This window comes from Streptomyces sp. NPDC041968, from assembly GCF_055589025.1.
The window spans coordinates 127,253-143,037 of the sequence record NZ_JBVJCB010000004.1 but is presented as its reverse complement, the minus strand read 5'-3'; the positions used below and the strand labels follow the sequence as shown (position 1 = coordinate 143,037).

The 15,785-nt window shown below is 72.9% G+C and carries 16 protein-coding genes; 7 read left to right on the top strand and 9 right to left on the bottom strand.

The window, feature by feature from the left end; genetic code table 11:
* Positions 1-105: 105 nt before the first annotated feature.
* On the bottom strand, positions 106-1,311 hold the full coding sequence (locus ACZ6EG_RS11630; protein ID WP_469603753.1) for a damage-control phosphatase ARMT1 family protein: 1,206 nt from the start codon (positions 1,309-1,311) through the stop codon (positions 106-108).
* Between the two features lie 118 nt (positions 1,312-1,429).
* Positions 1,430-2,077 carry a ScbR family autoregulator-binding transcription factor gene (locus ACZ6EG_RS11625; RefSeq protein WP_391968626.1) on the bottom strand — a complete coding sequence of 216 codons (648 nt, stop codon included), beginning with the start codon at positions 2,075-2,077 and terminating at the stop codon, positions 1,430-1,432.
* Positions 2,078-2,456: 379 nt separating this feature from the next.
* Between ACZ6EG_RS11625 and ACZ6EG_RS11620 the strand changes: the two genes are divergently transcribed.
* From ACZ6EG_RS11620 to ACZ6EG_RS11600, 5 genes are all read left to right on the top strand, one after another.
* The gene (locus tag ACZ6EG_RS11620) at positions 2,457-3,470 is read left to right on the top strand and encodes a substrate-binding domain-containing protein (RefSeq protein ID WP_391968627.1); all 1,014 of its coding nucleotides are present in this window, start codon (positions 2,457-2,459) and stop codon (positions 3,468-3,470) included.
* Positions 3,471-3,538: 68 nt separating this feature from the next.
* Positions 3,539-5,929: a sensor histidine kinase gene (locus ACZ6EG_RS11615; RefSeq protein WP_469603748.1), complete on the top strand. Its 2,391-nt coding sequence runs from the start codon at positions 3,539-3,541 to the stop codon at positions 5,927-5,929.
* Positions 5,926-6,345: a roadblock/LC7 domain-containing protein gene (locus ACZ6EG_RS11610; protein WP_366767740.1), complete on the top strand. Its 420-nt coding sequence runs from the start codon at positions 5,926-5,928 to the stop codon at positions 6,343-6,345. Before ACZ6EG_RS11615 ends, ACZ6EG_RS11610 begins: the two co-directional genes overlap by 4 nt.
* A 1-nt stretch (position 6,346) precedes the next feature.
* A complete protein-coding gene (locus ACZ6EG_RS11605) occupies positions 6,347-6,706 on the top strand; it encodes a DUF742 domain-containing protein (protein ID WP_356607499.1) in 360 nt (119 codons plus the stop codon).
* Complete coding sequence (locus ACZ6EG_RS11600) at positions 6,693-7,307, top strand: GTP-binding protein (RefSeq protein ID WP_391968629.1); 615 nt, start codon at positions 6,693-6,695, stop codon at positions 7,305-7,307. The genes ACZ6EG_RS11605 and ACZ6EG_RS11600 overlap by 14 nt, the downstream gene beginning before the upstream one ends.
* Positions 7,308-7,327: 20 nt before the next feature.
* Here ACZ6EG_RS11600 and ACZ6EG_RS11595 read toward each other — a convergent pair whose 3' ends face one another.
* The 4 genes from ACZ6EG_RS11595 to ACZ6EG_RS11580 all read right to left on the bottom strand — a co-directional run bounded on the left by ACZ6EG_RS11595 (position 7,328) and on the right by ACZ6EG_RS11580 (position 10,904).
* Entirely contained in the window at positions 7,328-8,290 is a 963-nt protein-coding gene (locus ACZ6EG_RS11595; protein WP_469603743.1) for an ABC transporter substrate-binding protein, read from the bottom strand.
* Positions 8,291-8,377: 87 nt separating this feature from the next.
* On the bottom strand, positions 8,378-9,043 hold the full coding sequence (locus tag ACZ6EG_RS11590; protein WP_469603740.1) for an ABC transporter permease: 666 nt from the start codon (positions 9,041-9,043) through the stop codon (positions 8,378-8,380).
* The gene (locus ACZ6EG_RS11585) at positions 9,040-9,750 is read right to left on the bottom strand and encodes an ABC transporter permease (protein WP_391968632.1); all 711 of its coding nucleotides are present in this window, start codon (positions 9,748-9,750) and stop codon (positions 9,040-9,042) included. The genes ACZ6EG_RS11590 and ACZ6EG_RS11585 overlap by 4 nt, the downstream gene beginning before the upstream one ends.
* Positions 9,747-10,904 carry an ABC transporter ATP-binding protein gene (locus ACZ6EG_RS11580; RefSeq protein WP_391968633.1) on the bottom strand — a complete coding sequence of 386 codons (1,158 nt, stop codon included), beginning with the start codon at positions 10,902-10,904 and terminating at the stop codon, positions 9,747-9,749. Before ACZ6EG_RS11580 ends, ACZ6EG_RS11585 begins: the two co-directional genes overlap by 4 nt.
* 260 nt (positions 10,905-11,164) lie before the next feature.
* Here ACZ6EG_RS11580 and ACZ6EG_RS11575 point away from each other — a divergent pair, with 260 nt between their 5' ends.
* Positions 11,165-11,908: a response regulator transcription factor gene (locus ACZ6EG_RS11575; RefSeq protein WP_469603735.1), complete on the top strand. Its 744-nt coding sequence runs from the start codon at positions 11,165-11,167 to the stop codon at positions 11,906-11,908.
* Positions 11,905-13,338, top strand: a complete 1,434-nt coding sequence (locus ACZ6EG_RS11570; RefSeq protein ID WP_469603732.1) for a sensor histidine kinase — start codon at positions 11,905-11,907, stop codon at positions 13,336-13,338. The genes ACZ6EG_RS11575 and ACZ6EG_RS11570 overlap by 4 nt, the downstream gene beginning before the upstream one ends.
* Positions 13,339-13,347: 9 nt before the next feature.
* Here ACZ6EG_RS11570 and msrB read toward each other — a convergent pair whose 3' ends face one another.
* From msrB to ACZ6EG_RS11555, 3 genes are all read right to left on the bottom strand, one after another.
* Positions 13,348-13,755, bottom strand: a complete 408-nt coding sequence (gene msrB, locus ACZ6EG_RS11565; RefSeq protein ID WP_356607514.1) for a peptide-methionine (R)-S-oxide reductase MsrB — start codon at positions 13,753-13,755, stop codon at positions 13,348-13,350.
* A 29-nt stretch (positions 13,756-13,784) separates the two neighbouring features.
* A complete protein-coding gene (gene murC / locus ACZ6EG_RS11560) occupies positions 13,785-15,167 on the bottom strand; it encodes a UDP-N-acetylmuramate--L-alanine ligase (RefSeq protein ID WP_391968636.1) in 1,383 nt (460 codons plus the stop codon).
* Positions 15,168-15,252: 85 nt separating this feature from the next.
* Positions 15,253-15,726 (bottom strand): indole-3-glycerol phosphate synthase, encoded by a 474-nt coding sequence (locus ACZ6EG_RS11555; RefSeq protein WP_356607518.1) that lies wholly within the window; start codon positions 15,724-15,726, stop codon positions 15,253-15,255.
* Positions 15,727-15,785 lie beyond the last annotated feature (59 nt).

Below are 15,785 nucleotides of genomic sequence, written 5' to 3'. Positions count from 1 at the left end.
GCCCCGCGGGCACATCCGCGGAGCGGCACATGATCACACCATCGCGTGAATCGGGGCGAACGGCGGGAACTTTCGCCGGTCCGTCCTTACCGTGGCGCCGTCCGCTCAGCCCTTGACCTGGATCAGCGCGTGGGTCCCGCTCGTGCGCCAGCGTCGTTCCCCGCTCGCCTCCAGCGCGGCCTCCGTCCGCGCGGTCAGGCCGGTGACCACGTCGGACTTCAGGGTGCGCAGCGCGGCGACGGGGCCCGGGAAGTAGCCGGTCACGTCCGCGAAGGGCGTCGTCGCCGGCCAGTACCGGTCGCCCACCAGGCGGCGGTAGTTGAGGTCGCCCTTGAGGACGGTGACCGTCGCCGCGGCGAACTCCGCGCGCAGGTCTCCGGGCATGTCCGCGTACGGCAACGGGGCGCAGGAGAAGGGGTGCGCGCGGACGGTGACGCGGCCGTCGGTCAGTGCGGTCCACAGTCCCTCGCCGTAGGAGGCGGCCGCTCCGCCCGCCGCCACCAGCCGCCGCAGGGCGTCGAGCACGTCAGCGGGCGTGGCGTCGGAGACGTAGTAGGGGTGCGGTTTGACGTGCAGGACCGCCCGTCGGACGCGGCCCTCGGCGAGGAGGTGGGCGATGAGCAGCAGGTCGGGGACGAGTTCGCGGCCCGCGTTGTCGGCGACGAGGCACAGGGTGGCCGGGGCCGGGGAGCCGTGCGCCGGGGGCGGGAGGAGCGACCAGAGGGCGTCGCCGTCGTCGGCGACCAGGGCCGCCGCCCGGTCCTCGGCGCGGGCCCCGCTGCCGGAGAGGCGGAAGCTCAGGTCCGCGCGGTTGCCCCAGAGCGAGCCGTGCAGCAGCGCCCGGGTCCGCTCCTCGACGGGCAGGCCGGCGAGGTCGTCGAGGGCGGCCAGTTCCTCGTCCGTCTCCGCGGACCGGAGTTCGGCGAGCTTGGCGGGCCGGAAGGGGTCGACGCCGCGCCAGGGGCCGGGGCCGAAGTATCCGACGGCGTCGAGGAGCCGGCGGTAGAAGTGGCTCTCGGCCCACAGCCAGGGCACGTCGTACCAGGAGCGGCCGGCGTACCGGTCCGTCCCCCACTCCGCCCAGCGGCGCCGGTCCGCGGCGCCGGCCGTGTCGGGCAGCGGCTCGATCCCCCCGTCGGCGCAGCTCGCGAGCAGCGCGTCGAGGGCGGCCTGCCGCTCGGGGTCGTAGGGGAACGCCTCGCGCACCTGGCGGACGATGGCGGGGTGCCGCTCGGCCAGCACGCTGTGGGGGAAGGACCCCGGCTCGTTGCCGTGGATGACCGGGGCGGACTCCGGCGGGGTGTCGGGCATGGGGCTCACCGTATCTCCGACCGGTACCCGCTGAACCGCAGGCTCGGGCCGGGCGGCACCGCCGAGGTGTGCGCGGCCGGGGCACGGCGAGGGGGCCGGCCGTTCCGGGCCGCGGAGGTCAGGCGGCGGTCAGATCCCGCTCCAGGCGGGCCGCCAGGGTGAGGTAGCGCGCGCGTCGGGTGACCGGCACCATGCCGCGGATGAGGAGGCGCCACATCCCGGCCAGGCGGCGCGGCTGCCGCGCGTCCGGTTCCAGGGTGCCGCCCACCACCCGGGTGCCGACGATGGAGCAGACGAGGGTGTGGGCGACGGAGTCGACGTCGATGTCCGGGTGCACGTCGGACTGCCGGACGGCGTCCAGGAGGCGGGACGAGGCGATTTCGCGCCACTCGGTGAAGGGGTGCGTCAGCGGCGGGCGCACCGTCACTCCCCCGGTGGCGAGCCGCAGACCGGCCCGCAGCACCGGCCCCTCCTCGCAGAGCCGGGCCATCACGAAGGTCAGGCGCATCAGCGCCTCCAGGGAGGTGTACCCCCTGCCGTCCAGCTCCGTGGCGAGCCGGCGCGACGTGAGGGACTGGAGTTCCATGATGGCGTGCGCGAGGTCCTCCTTCGCCGCGAAGTGGAAGTACAGGGCACCCTTGGTCACTCCGGCGTGGGCCACGATCTCGCTCAGGCTGGTCGACTCGTAGCCCTGACGGTCGAACAGCTCGGCGGCGGCCTCGAGGATCGTCGCGCGGGTCTGTTCGGCGCGTAGCTGCCTCGCCATCGGCTGGACTCTCCCGGGCTGGAACTCAACAGGCCGTGCCGCCTGTCTTAACCCCCCGTACAAGATAACGCACCGTCAACTGTTCCTTCCTGGCCCCCGGTGGACCGGGCCTCGACGCCGGGTGCGCCACCGTGGGAGTCGGGGCGCGGACGGTGGGCGTCGCGCGCCCCCTTCCGTTCACTCGCGTTTCACCCGTCCCGTTCATCACGATGCGGCACCGACAACTCGTGGCAGGTCGCGGGTCACTTGACTACCGGCCGTCACACACGGTTTGCTCCGGCCAGGCGAGGTTCACCCGGTTGGCGCACCGTCACGCGGCTCCGGTCCCCCCTCGCTCCGTTCCTCCTGCTCGGCCGCACAGCGAGGTGCCGCAACCCCCATGAGTACTCCTCCCCCGTCCACCCCCACGCCCGGACGTCTGCGCGCCGTCGCCCTCGCCGCGGCCCTCTGCCTGCTGGCGGCCGGCTGCTCCGCCCTCGGCGCGGACGAGGACGGCTCCGCCGCCGGCGCCGCGGCCGGGTCCGGCGGCGACCGGATGAAGATCGTCATGGTCACCCACGGTGGTGAGGGCGACGCCTTCTGGGACCGGGTGCGCAAGGGCGCCGAGGCGGCCGCCGCGAAGGACGGCGTCGACCTGACGTACGCCGGTGACGCCGACACCGCCGACCAGGCCGGCCTGGTGCGGGACGCGATTCGCGAGAAGGCCGACGGCATCGCCGTAACCCTCGCCAAACCGCAGGCCATGAAGGGGCCGGTCGCCGAGGCGGAGGCGGCCGGGATCCCCGTCGTCGGGCTCAACTCCGGTATCGACGCCTGGCGGTCGACCGGGCTTCTCCAGTACTTCGGGCAGGACGAGAGCGTCGCGGGCCGGGCCGTCGGCGACAAGCTGGACGACCTCCGGGCCCGGCACGCCCTGTGCGTCATCCACGAGCGGGGCAACGTCGCCCTGGAGGCCCGCTGCGCCGGGGTGAAGAAGACCTTCGGGGGCGAGACCGAGATGCTCTACGTCGAGGGCACCGACATGGAGGCGGTGGGCGCGGCCGTCACCGCGCGGCTGCGGCAGGACTCCAGCATCGACCAGGTCGTCATGAACGGCGCGGCCTTCGCGCTCACCGCGGTCGAGGCCGTGGCGGAGGCGGGCAGCAGGGCCCGGGTCGCCACCTTCGACCTCGACGAGGACCTGGTCGCCGCGGTCAAGCGCGGCGAGGTGCAGTTCGCGGTGGACCAGCAGCCGTATCTGCAGGGGTACCTCGCGGTGGACGCGCTCTGGCTGTACCGCACCAACGGCAACGTCAGCGGCGGCGGAGTGGCGCCCGTCCTGACCGGTCCCGCCTTCGTGACCCGGACGAACGCCGACGCGGTCGCGCGCTTCGCCGCGGGCGGCACCCGGTGACCGGGGCGCGTGACCGCACGCGTCCGCGCACACCTGACAGCCTTCCCCACTGATCGCCTAGGACGACGATGTCTGCACGGACGGGTGCCCGGCGCCGCCTCGGCTCCATACGTCTCTCCCTGATCCTCCTGGCCCTGGTCCCGGGCGTCAGCCTCGCCACGGTGTGGGGGGTGACGACGATCCAGATGTTCTCCGAGGGCCTGCGGCTGCGGGCGCAGACGGAGCTCAGCCGGTCCACCGGCGCCATGGGCACCGAGGCGGCGCTCGCGCTGCAGAAGGAGCGCAGTCTGTCGGCGGCGTGGCTCGCGGGCCCCGGCGGCGACCGGACCGAACTGGACGCCCAGCGCAAGAGGTCGGACGCGGCGGTGGCCCAGCTGGTCGGCCGGTCGGAGACGATCGAGCGGGCGCCCGACCGGGTCGCGGACCGGCTGTACTCGGTGCTGGGCTCGGTGGGCAGCCTCGAGTACTACCGCGACCAGGTCGACGATCCCAGTGACATCACCGCCGACCAGGCGCTCGACCAGTACACGTCGATCATCGACGAGCAGATCCACGCCTTCGAGGAACTGTCCCAGGTCGACGACGGCGACCTCACCTCGCAGGCCGGACCGCTGGTCGCCCTGGAGCACGCGGCGGAACTGGTGTCCCAGGAGGACGCCCGGCTCACCCTGGCCTGGCCGTCCGACCGGATGGGCGAGGAGGAGTGGGCGGAGTTCGCCCAGCTGGTCCACACCCGGCGCTGGCTGGTCCAGGACCAGATCGTGCCCTCCCTGCGGGGTGACGCGAAGGCGCAGACCGAGCGGATCCTCGCCAGCCCCGAGTGGGGGACCCTGGAGTCGGTCGAGGACCAGGTGCTCGCGGCCCGCGCGGCGGGTGGGGACGGCCGCATCGACCTGCCGGACGCGCGGCAGCGCTGGACGGCCGCCCTGGACAAGGTCTCCGACCAGTACGCGGCACTGATCCGGCAGCAGACGGACGGACTGCTCGACCGCAGCGCCGCCGAGGCGCGCGGACTGCTGATCACCGCGGCCTCCCTCAGCGCGGGCGGCCTGCTCGCCCTGCTGCTGTGCGTCGGCATGTCCTGGCGCATCACCCGCTCGCTCTCCCGCCGGCTGCGCGGGCTGCGGCTGGCCACCCTGAGCCTGGCCGAGGAGCGGCTGCCCGAGGTGGTGGCCCGGCTGGAGCGGGGCGAGAAGATCGACGTGGAGTCGGCGACCCCGCCGCTGGACTACGGGCGCGACGAACTCGGCCAGGTGGCCCAGGCGTTCAACACGGCGCAGCGCACCGCCGTGCACACCGCCGTCGAACTGGCCGACACCCGGCGCGGCTTCCAGAAGGTGATCCTCGGCATCGCCCGGCAGAGCCAGAACCTCGTCAACATGCAGCTCGGCAAGCTGGACGCCCTGGAGCGCCAGCACACCGACCCCGAGATCCTCAAGGGCCTTTACGAACTGGACTCCACCGCGAGCCAGTTGCGCCGGTACGAGGAGAACCTCGTGATCATCAGCGGCGAGCAGCCGCGGCGCACCTGGCGCGAGCCCGTCGCGCTGGTCGACATCCTGCGCAGCGCCGTCGGCGAGGTCGCCGAGTACCAGCGGGTGGAGCTGCACACCGACGAGGAGGTGGCCCTCGCCCCGCCCGCGGTGGCCGACGTGATCCACCTCCTCGCCGAACTCATCGACAACGCCACGGCGTACTCCCCCGCCCCCCAGCCGGTCGGGGTGCGGGCCGCGATGGTCGCCAAGGGCCTGGCCGTCGAGATCGAGGACCGCGGCCTGGGTCTGTCGGAGGAGGACTACGCCTCGTTCAACGCCCAGCTCGCCGTGGCTCCGCAGTTCGACGTCGTGGCGCTCGCGGACGACCTGCGGCTCGGCATGTTCGTCGTCGCCCGGCTCGCCCACCGCCACGGCATCACCGTGACGCTGCGCTCCTCCCCGTACGGGGGGACCACCGCCATCGTGCTCGTCCCGCACGACATCGTGGTGCCGGACCCGGTCGCGGGGTCCGGCGCCGACGGCGGAGCGCCGGTTCCCGAGGCTCTCGCGAGCGTGGCGTCCGGTGCCGGGGAGGGCCGTCCCCTTCCCGTGAAGCGGCTCTCGCCGCCGGCCCGTCCGGTGCCGGCCGCCGCGCCCGCCGAGGCCGACGGTCTCGTCCCGCTGCCCCGCCGGGTGCCGCAGACGAGCCTGGCCGCCGAGCTCCGCGACGAGGGCCCCGCCGCCGGCCCGGACGGTCCGGACGCCGCCGGCGACGGCTACGCCGACTTCACCGCCGAGCGCGCCGCCTCGTCCCTCGCCGGTTTCCAGCGCGGCACCCTGCGGGCCCAGGCCGCCGATGCCGATGCCGACACCGCCGCCGACGACACCGTCGCCGGTCCCCCCGCCGACGAGCAGGCTCTCTCCTCCGCCGCGCCCCCGACTCCGACCGCCGACCGACGACCGCCGACGAAGGACACGCCATGACCCGACCCTCCCCCGCCACGCACACCGAGCTGGACCAGCTGCTCACCGGACTCGTGGAGCGGGTCGCCGACGTGAACCAGGCGGTGGTGCTCTCCGAGGACGGACTGGTCGTCAGCAAGTCCACCGGTTTCCTGCGCGACGACGCCGAGCGGCTGGCGGCGACCGCGTCCGGGCTGATGAGCCTCAGCAAGGGCGTCAGCATGGACTTCCGCGGCGGCCCGGTGCGCCAGGCACTCATCGAGATGGCCAACGGCTACCTGATCCTCACCTCGGCGGGTCCGGGCGCCCACCTCGTCGTCCTCACCGGACCGAACGCCGACGTCGGTGTCGTGGCGTACCAGATGAACATGCTGGTGAAGAAGATCGGCGAGCATCTGAGCGCGGCACCGCGGGCCACCGCCGCCCCCGGCGAGTGACGTGACCGGAGGCGACGCGGGGGGCCGGCTCGTGCGGCCGTTCACCCTGACCGGCGGCCGGACCCGGCCCAGCCGCGCCGACTTCACCCTCATCACGACGGTGACCGCGGTCGATCCGCAGCCCGCCCGGGCCGCCCGGCCGCAGCCCGAGCACCTGCGCATCCTGCGGCTGTGCGCCGAGCCCGTCGCCGTCGCGGAGATCGCGGCACGCCTCGACCTGCCGGTGAGCGTGGTCGTGATCCTCCTCTGCGACCTGCTGGAGGCGGGCCGGATCACCGCCCGCCCGCCGCACCTCGTCTCCCGCGCCCACCCGGATCTGGACCTGCTGCAGAAAGTGAGGGACGGCCTTGGCCGGCTCTGACCGCACCGCTTCGGCGCCCACGGCACCCGCGCCCCCGGCCGCCGCGCCCGACGCCGTGAAGATCCTCGTCGCCGGGGGGTTCGGCGTCGGCAAGACCACCATGGTCGGGTCGGTGAGCGAGATCGCGCCGCTGCGGACCGAGGAACCGCTGACCGCGGCGGGCCTGGACGTGGACGACCTCGCCGGGATCGAGGAGAAGCGGGCCACGACCGTGGCCCTCGACTTCGGCCGGATCAGCATCGGCCGGGAACTGGTGCTGTACCTCTTCGGCACACCCGGTCAGCAGCGGTTCTGGTTCATGTGGAACGACCTGGCGATCGGCGCCCTGGGCGCCGTGGTCCTGGTCGACGTCCGCAGACCGGAGTCGAGCTTCGCGGCCGTCGACTTCTTCGAGCGGCGGGGCATTCCGTTCGTCGTCGGCGTCAACGGCTTCCACGGGCGGCATCCGTATCCGGCCGAGGCGGTCCGGGAGGCGCTGGCGCTGCCGGCACACGTGCAGGTGCTGCTGTGCGACGCGCGGGACCGGGCCTCCTGCCGGGACGTCCTCGTCGCACTGATCGACCAGCTGATCGACGCCGCGGCCGGGACCGCGGCGCCGTGACGGCGGTCGGGAACCGGGCGTCAGTCCAGTCCGGCCGACGCGAGCCACTCCTTGGCCACGTCCAGCGGGTCCTTCTTGTCCAGCTGCACCTGGGCGTCCAGGTCGAGGAGCGTCTTGGTGTCCAGCTTGGCGGAGACCGCGTTCAGCGCGGCGACGCCCTCCTCGGAGAGCCCCTCCTTGTACACCAGCGGGGTCACGTTCGCGTAGCCGAAGAGGTTCTCCGGGTCCTTCAGGACGACGAACTTCTCCTTGATGATGGTCGGGTCGGTGGTGAACACGTCCGCCGCCTGCACCGTGTTCTTGGTCAGCGCCGACTGCGTGAGGGGGCCGCCCGCGTCCAGCGCCTTGAAGGACTTGAACTTCAGGCCGTACACGGATTCCAGGCCCTTCAGCCCCTGCTGCCGGGTCTGGAACTCGGGCGAACCGCCGATCACCAGGTCCGGCGCGACCTCCTTCAGGTCGGCGAGGGTCGACTCCGCGGTGAGCCCGTACTTCTTCGCGGTCTCGGCGTTGACGCTGACCGAGTCCTTGTTCTCGGCCGGCGACGACTCCAGCAGCGTCAGCTTCTGGTCGAGCTTGCCCTTCGCGGCCTCGTTCACCGCCTCGGCCGACTTCTGCTCGGCCCCCGAGTCGAGGTAGGCCAGCAGCGAGCCGTTGTACTCGGGCAGCACCGTCACCGAGCCGTTCTTCATCAGGCCGTACGTCGTCTCGCGGCTGCCGATGTTGTGCTTGTAGGTGACCTTGAGGCCCTTGGCCTTGAGGGCCTCCCCGTAGATGTCGGCGAGCAGGGTGCTCTCGGCGAAGTTGTTCGAGCCGACGACGACGGTGCCGGCCTCCGCCTTCTCGCCGGCGAGGGGGTTGTCGGAGGTGTCGTCGGAGGAGGAGGAACAGCCCGCGAGCAGCGCCGTGGCGGCGGTGAGCGCGACGGCCGCCGCGCCGGTGTGCCTCGTCCTGGACCTGCTGCTCTTGGCGGTGGAAGTCATCCACCGATCCAAACGAGCCACTTGTCGGTCAGTCAAGAACGGCATGATTACGTTTTCCACAACTGTGTTTGATTCCCCGCTCCGTGGTCAGCGCCTGCGCACCCCGGGCGAGACCGTCAGCCGCTCCGCCGCCCAGAAGAGCGCGAGCGTGACGAGCGCAAGGAGCGCCACCAGGGTGGCCCCGCCGACCACTTTCTCGTAGTCGCGCTGGTAGAGCCCGTCGATGATGTACCGGCCGATCCCGCCGAGGCTGACGTACGCGGCGATGGTGGCCGTCGACACGACCTGGATGGCGGCCGAGCGCAGTCCGCTGAGGATCAGCGGCAGGGCGACGGGCAGTTCGACCCGGAACAGGATGCTCGACTCGTGCATGCCCATGCCCCGGGCGGCGTCCACCGGGGAGGGGTCGACGGAGCGGACCGCCTCGTAGGTCGTCACCAGGATCGGCGGGACCGCGAGCACGACGAGCGGGATCATCACGGGCAGCAGGCCGATGCCGACCGCGACGGCGATCAGCACCAGCAGTCCGAAGCTGGGCAGCGCGCGGGCGGCGGTGGCGAGGAAGGCGACCGCGTTGCCGCCGCGTCCGGTGTGCCCGGTCAGCAGCCCGACGGGCAGCCCGATCGCGGCGGCCAGGCCGAGGGCCAGCAGCGAGTACTGGACGTGCTCCAGCAGGCGTTGCGGGATGCCGTCGTAGCCGTGCCAGTGGGCGCTGTCGCTGAAGAAGGCGTTGACGAAGTTGATCACGTTCACCGGGCCGCCGCCTTCTCCGTCTCGGGTCGGCCCCGCCGCACGGCGGCCGCCCTGGGGCGCCTGGTCCCGCCCCGGGGCATCCACGGCGTCAGCAGGTTGCGGACCAGGACGAGTGCCGCGTCGCACAGGATCGCCAGTACGGCGGTGGTGAGGACGGAGTTCACCGCCAGTTCGGGGCGGCCGTACTTCTGGGCGTCCGCGAGGAGGTTGCCGAGGGCGCCCTGGTTGCCGATGAGGGCGCCGACGCTGACCAGCGAGATGCTCGCCGACACCGCCACGCGGAGCCCGGCGAGGATGGCGGGCACGGCGATCGGCAACTGCACCTGGAGGTAGCGCCGCAGGGGACCGAAGCCCATGGCGGTGGAGGCGGCGAGGGTCTCCTCGGGCACCGAGCGGACGCCGTCGACGATCGCCGGGACGAGCACCACCAGGCTGTAGACGGCCAGCGGGATCATCACCGTCAGCTCGGTCTGGCCCGTGTAGTCGATGAGGACGACGAAGACCGCCAGCGACGGGATGGCGTAGAAGACGGTGGTCACACCGAGCACGGGCGGGTACAGCCAGCGGAACCGCACGCAGAGCTGGGCGACGGGCAGCGCGAGCAGCAGTCCCGCCAGCACCGGGAGCAGCGCCTCGCGCAGGTGCAGTCCGATCAGCCCGAAGTAGGTGTTGTCGAGGTCGCTCGGGATGTCGAAGAAGCCGTTCACGGGGCGGCCTCGGTGACGGAGACGGTGGCGGGCCGCGCCGCCGGTCTCCCGTCCGCGTCTCCCGCGACGTGGGCGGCGCGGATCGCGTCGCCGACGGCCTGCTGGGAGACGACGCCGGTCACCCGGCCGTCGGCGTCCACGGCGACGGCCCAGCCGGTCGGCGAGAGCACCGCGCAGTCGAGGGCCGCCCGCAGCGAGTCGGTGCCGGGCAGGAACGGCCGCCCGTGCGACAGGAGGCGCTCGGGCCGGATGGCGCCGGGCGTCAGGTCCCGCGGCTCGGCCCAGCCCAGCGGCCTGCCGTCCGCGTCGGTCACCAGCAGGTACGGGGCGTCGGCCGCGGCGATTTGCTCGGCGGTGGCGTCGATCCGCACCACCGGGCCGGTCGTCGGCTCCAGGCCCGCGGACGGGAAGAAGGAGAGCCGGCGGATGCCGCGGTCGGCGCCCAGGAAGTCCTCGACGAAGTCGTCCGCCGGGTCGGACAGCAGTTCGGCGGGCGGCGCGAACTGGGCGAGCCGGCCGCCGGTGCGCATCACCGCGACCATGGAGCCCAGTTTGACGGCCTCGTCGATGTCGTGCGTGACGAAGACGATGGTCTTGCCCAGTTCGTCCTGGATGCGCAGGAGTTCGTCCTGGAGGCCCTTGCGGACGACGGGGTCGACCGCGGAGAACGGCTCGTCCATGAGGAGCACGGGCGGGTCGGCGGCGAGCGCCCGCGCCACACCGACGCGCTGCTGCTGTCCGCCGGAGAGCTGGTACGGGTACCGCTTGCCGAGGGAGGCGTCGAGCCCCACCCGCTCCATCAGTTCGGCCGCCCGGTCCCGGGACTTCCGCTTGCTCCAGCCGATCAGGCGGGGCACGGTGGCGATGTTGTCGAGGATCGTCCGGTGCTGGAAGAGCCCGGCGTTCTGGATGACGTACCCCATCGACCGGCGCAGCGTGGTGACCGGCTGCCGCTGGAGGTCCTCGCCGTCCAGGGAGATGGTGCCCTCGGTGGGTTCCACCATCCTGTTGATCATCCGCAGGGTCGTCGTCTTGCCGCAGCCCGAGGGTCCGACGAGGACCGTGATCGAGCGGTCCGGTATCTCCAGCGACAGCCGGTCGACCGCCACGGTGCCGTCCGGGTACCGCTTGGTGACTGAATCCATCCGTATCAAAACGCCGAATACCCTTCGGGTGGGCGGAAAGTTATGGCCAGGTCGCTACGGGTCGTTGCCGGGAGAGTCTAGACGTCCGGTGTTGCGGGCCCGTGGCGGCCGCGTGAGGCCACCTACCCCGCCAGGGGCGGCCCAGCCGCGCGCGGCCCCGGCGTTCCGCGTCCGCCTCCGCGGACCTCCCTGGACCTCCGCATACCTGTCGTTCTCCTGTCGGGTGGATGGCAAGTGCCTGTCGATCCCGGACCGCGGGCCCACGCGGTATGGGGTGCGGGCGGACGGTGGCGCAGTATGAGCGGGTGGAGAAAGTACGACTGCTCGTGGTGGACGACGACCCGCCCATCGCCGACCTGGTGGCCACCGTCGCCCGTTACGAGGGCTGGGAGGCGGTCACCGCGAACACCGGCGAGCAGGCGCTGCGGCTGGCCGCCGGGTTCCGTCCGGACATCGTGGTGCTCGACCTGATGCTGCCGGACGTCGACGGCTTCGGTGTCCTGGACCGGCTGCGCGGCGCTGGCACGATGGTGCCGGTGGTCTTCCTCACCGCGCGCGACGGGGTGGCCGACCGGGTGGCGGGACTGACCCGGGGTGGTGACGACTACCTGGTCAAGCCGTTCGCCGTGGAGGAGTTGATGGCCCGGCTGCGGACCGTGCTGCGGCGCAGCGCCGGGCCGGGTTTCCGGCGCTCGGTGCTGCGGGTGGGGGACCTGACGATGGACGAGGACACCCGCGAGGTGCGCCGGGGCGAGCGGCGGCTGTCGCTGACGCCCACCGAGTACGAGGTGCTGCGCTACCTGATGCGCAAGTCGCCGACCGTGCTGACCAAGGCGCAGATCCTGGACCACGTGTGGGAGTACGGCTTCGGCGGCCGGTCCAACGTGGTGGAGCTGGTCGTCAGCCGGCTGCGCCGCAAGCTCGGTGACGCCGAGGACGCCGACGGCGCCGGTGAACCGCTGATCCGGACGGTGCGGGGGTTCGGGTACGTGATCCGGCAGCCGGCCCGGTGATACGCCGGCTGTGGCGGGCCTACCGCGGGCTGCGGCTCGGGACCCGGCTGGCGATGGGTCTCGGGGTGCTGTCGCTGGTGGTGTTCGCCGTGGTCGGCACGGTGCTGACCGCGTACATGCGGGACTACCTGGAGCGTCAGCTCGCCGACCAGATGAAGCTGGTGCAGGTCGTGCAGTCCAAGGACGCCGCCGAGCACGGCACGGTCCGGCGCAAGCCCTACTACGGCTGGTACACGGCCGTGTACGACGTCTCCGCCGGCTCCGCCGATCTGCGCACGCCCGCCGAGGTGCCGGCCGACAGCCGTGCGCTCACCGCTCTCGCGCGGACGATGGCGCGCTCGGACGAGGACCTCACCCGCACCGTGCGGATCGGCGGGCACGGCCCCTATCTGCTGCGGGCCTGCGAGGTCGAGCCCGGGGTGGTGCTGGTCAGCGCCGCGCCCCTGGGGGACGTCGAGGACACCGTGGAGCAGCTGGTCACGGTCCAGGTGGTCGCGTTCGGCCTGGCCCTGCTGGCGCTCGTGGTGTTCGGGCGGCGGATGCTGCGGCGCGGGCTGAAGCCGCTGAGCGACATGGCGGGCACGGCGCACGGCATCGCCTCGCACGACCTGAGCGAGTCGGCGGCCCGGCTGCCGCTGCGGGTGGACGGCCGGGACGGCGGCCGGGAGGTGGCCGAGCTGCGGACCGCGTTCAACACGATGCTGGAGCACATCGACGACTCGCTGGCGGTGCGCGCCGAGGCCGAGCGGCGGCTGCGCCGGTTCGTCGCGGACGCCTCCCACGAGCTGCGCACCCCCCTGATGTCCGTACGGGGTTACGCCGACCTGTTCCAGTACGCGGCGGCCAACGAGCCCGGGGAACGGGAGCGGCACCTGACCCGGCTGCGCGCGGAGGCGGCCCGGATGGGCGTGCTCCTGGACGACCTGCTGCTGCTCGCCCGGCTGGACGCGGACGAGGTGGAGACACCGCTGCGATGGGAGGAGGCGGATCTGACGGAGCTGGTACGGCAGGCGGCGGACGCCTTCCGGGCCGGGCACCCGGAGCACCCGCTGACGGTGGCGACCGGGCCGGCGGTGGTGACGCTGCGTCTGGACCCGCAGCGCATGCGGCAGGTGCTCGACAACCTGCTCACCAACGCCGCCGTGCACACACCGCCGGGCACGGAGGTCTCGGTCACGCTCTCCGTGGCGCCCGGCGCGGCGCGGGTGGCCGTCGCGGACCGGGGGCCGGGCGTCCCGGCCGCCGACCGGGAGCGGATCTTCGACCGCTTCTACCGCGTGGACAAGGCCCGCAGCCGGGACCGCGGCGGCAGCGGCCTCGGGCTGGCCGTCGCCGGGTCGCTGGTGCGGGCGCACGGCGGGACGATCGAGCTGGGCGGCGGACCGGGCGTGACGGTGTTCACCGTGACGCTGCCGGCCGCCGCCCGCTGACCGGCCGGCTCAGCCCTCGGCGGGCTGGAGGCGCAGCGCGATGCTGTTGATGCAGTACCGCTGGTCGGTCGGGGTCGGATAGCCCTCGCCCTTGAAGACGTGCCCGAGGTGCGAGCCGCACCGGGCGCACCGCACCTCCGTGCGCACCATGCCGTGCGAGCGGTCCTCGATCAGCTCGACCGCGTCGGTGTCCTTCGGGTCGAAGAAGGACGGCCAGCCGCAGTGCGACTCGAACTTGGTCGTGGAGGTGAACAGGTCGGCGCCGCAGGCCCGGCAGGAGTAGACGCCCTCGGTCTTGGTGTCGGTGTACTCACCGGTGAAGGCGGGCTCCGTGCCGGCCTGGCGCAGCACGGCGTACTCGGCCGGGGCCAGTTCCTCGCGCCACTGCTCGTCCGGCTTCTCGACGTCGTACGACATGAGTCTCAGCCCCTCGTGAAAGCGGTTCTCTACAGCTCGTCCAGGATGCGCGGTCCGAGGTCGGTGACGTCGCCCGCGCCCATGGTGAGAACGAGATCACCGGCCTTCGCCATTCCCGCGACCACCGCCGGCGCCGCCGCCTTGTCGTGGACCGGTGTCACGTCGGCGCCCGCGGCCCGGGCCGCCTCGATGATCAGCTCGCTGGTGATGCCCGGGATCGGGTCCTCGCGGGCGGGGTAGATGTCGAGGACGACCGACGCGTCGGCGAGGGCCAGGGCCTGGCCCATCTCCTTGCCCAGTTCCTGGGTGCGGGAGAACAGGTGGGGCTGGAAGAGGACCAGGATGCGGGCGTCGCCGACCGCGGCGCGCATGGCCTCCAGGTCCGCCGTCATCTCGGTGGGGTGGTGCGCGTAGGAGTCGACGACCTGGACTCCGGCCGCCTCGCCCTTGAGCTGGAGGCGCCGCTTGACGCCCGTGTAAGCGGCGAGCGCGGGGGCCAGCTCGGCGGCCGGGATGCCGAGGGCCGCGCCGGCGGCGAGGGCGGCGACCGCGTTGTGGGCGTAGTGGCGGCCGGGAACGGAGACCTCGAAGGTCAGCTCGGCGCCGTCCAGCACCACGGTGACCTGGCTCTTCAGCCCCTGCGGGACGACCGACAGGATGCGCACGTCGGCGTCCTCGGACTCCCCGTACGTCACCGTCCGCACCGACCCGGCCAGCCGCCGCGTCAGCTCCCGGGCGCCGTCCTGGTCGGCCGCGATCACCAGGGTGCCGCCGGGGACGATCCGGCCGGCGAAGGTCTCGAAGGACTCGTAGATCTCGTCCATCGACGCGTAGTTGGCGTGGTGGTCCAGCTCGACGTTGAGGACGATGGCGACCTCGGGGGCGTACTTGTGGAAGCTGCGGTCGCTCTCGTCGGCCTCCGCGACGAAGATCTCGCCCTCGCCGTGCAGGGCGTTGGAGCCGGGCGCGTCCAGGTCGCCGCCGATCGCGTACGACGGGTCCAGGCCCAGCTCGGACAGGGAGACCGCCAGCATGGAGGTGGTCGTGGTCTTGCCGTGCGTGCCGGCGACCGCGATCGGGCGCGCGCCGTCCATCAGGGCGGCGAGGGCGTCGGAGCGGTGCACCACCGGGATGCCCAGGGCGGCGGCGCGGGCCAGCTCCGGATTGTCCTCACGGATGGCCGAGGAGACGACCACGCAGCTGGCGTCGTCGGCGAGGTGCTCGGCCGCGTGCCCGACGTGCACGGTCGCGCCCTGGGCGCGCAGGGCCTCGGCGGTCGGGGAGTCCTTGGCGTCACTGCCCGCCACCGCGGCGCCCCGCTGGGCGAGGATCTTGGCGATGCCCGACATCCCGGCGCCGCCGATGCCGATGAAGTGCGGTCGGTCCATGGCGGTAGGAAGGCCGGGTGCCATGCGCTGTTCTCCCCAGAGGTGCGACGGGTGTACGAGAGGTGCTCTGTCGGTGGGCGCGCCCCCTGGGCGGGGGCGCGGCCCCAGCCTATGCCTTGCTGTGGGAGAACAGTTTCAGGACCGGCACGCCGACCTTGTGCCGGGCGCGCGAGGCCCAGTCGCGGTGGAAGAACTCCTCCACGTAGTGCGGGTCGGTCAGGACGATCACCTCGTCGGCCCCGGTCTCCGTGACCAGCGACTTCAGCGAGTCCAGCGGGTGGTCCTCGATCAGCCGGCCCACCGCCTGGGCCCCGGACGCGCGCAGGGCGGTGAGGGACACCTCCAGGGCCCGCTGCCCGACGCTCTGCGCCTCCTCGCCCTCGGGCGTCTCACCCTCCCGCACGGCGTCGTCCAGCTCGCCGAGCGCGACGTCGTCGATGGCTCTCAGCAGCCTGTCCGCCTGATCGCCGCGCGGCTGGAGCAGCACGTGGAAGGCGACCCGCTCCTCGCCGTGCAAGGTGGTGACGAACTCCACGTCGGCGGACGTCAGGGCCTTCTCGATCATCAAAACGCTTGTGAACACCAGGCGCCCCTTCTCCTTCGCGGGCCCGTGGGACCCACCCTCCGTAGGCCGTACCGGAC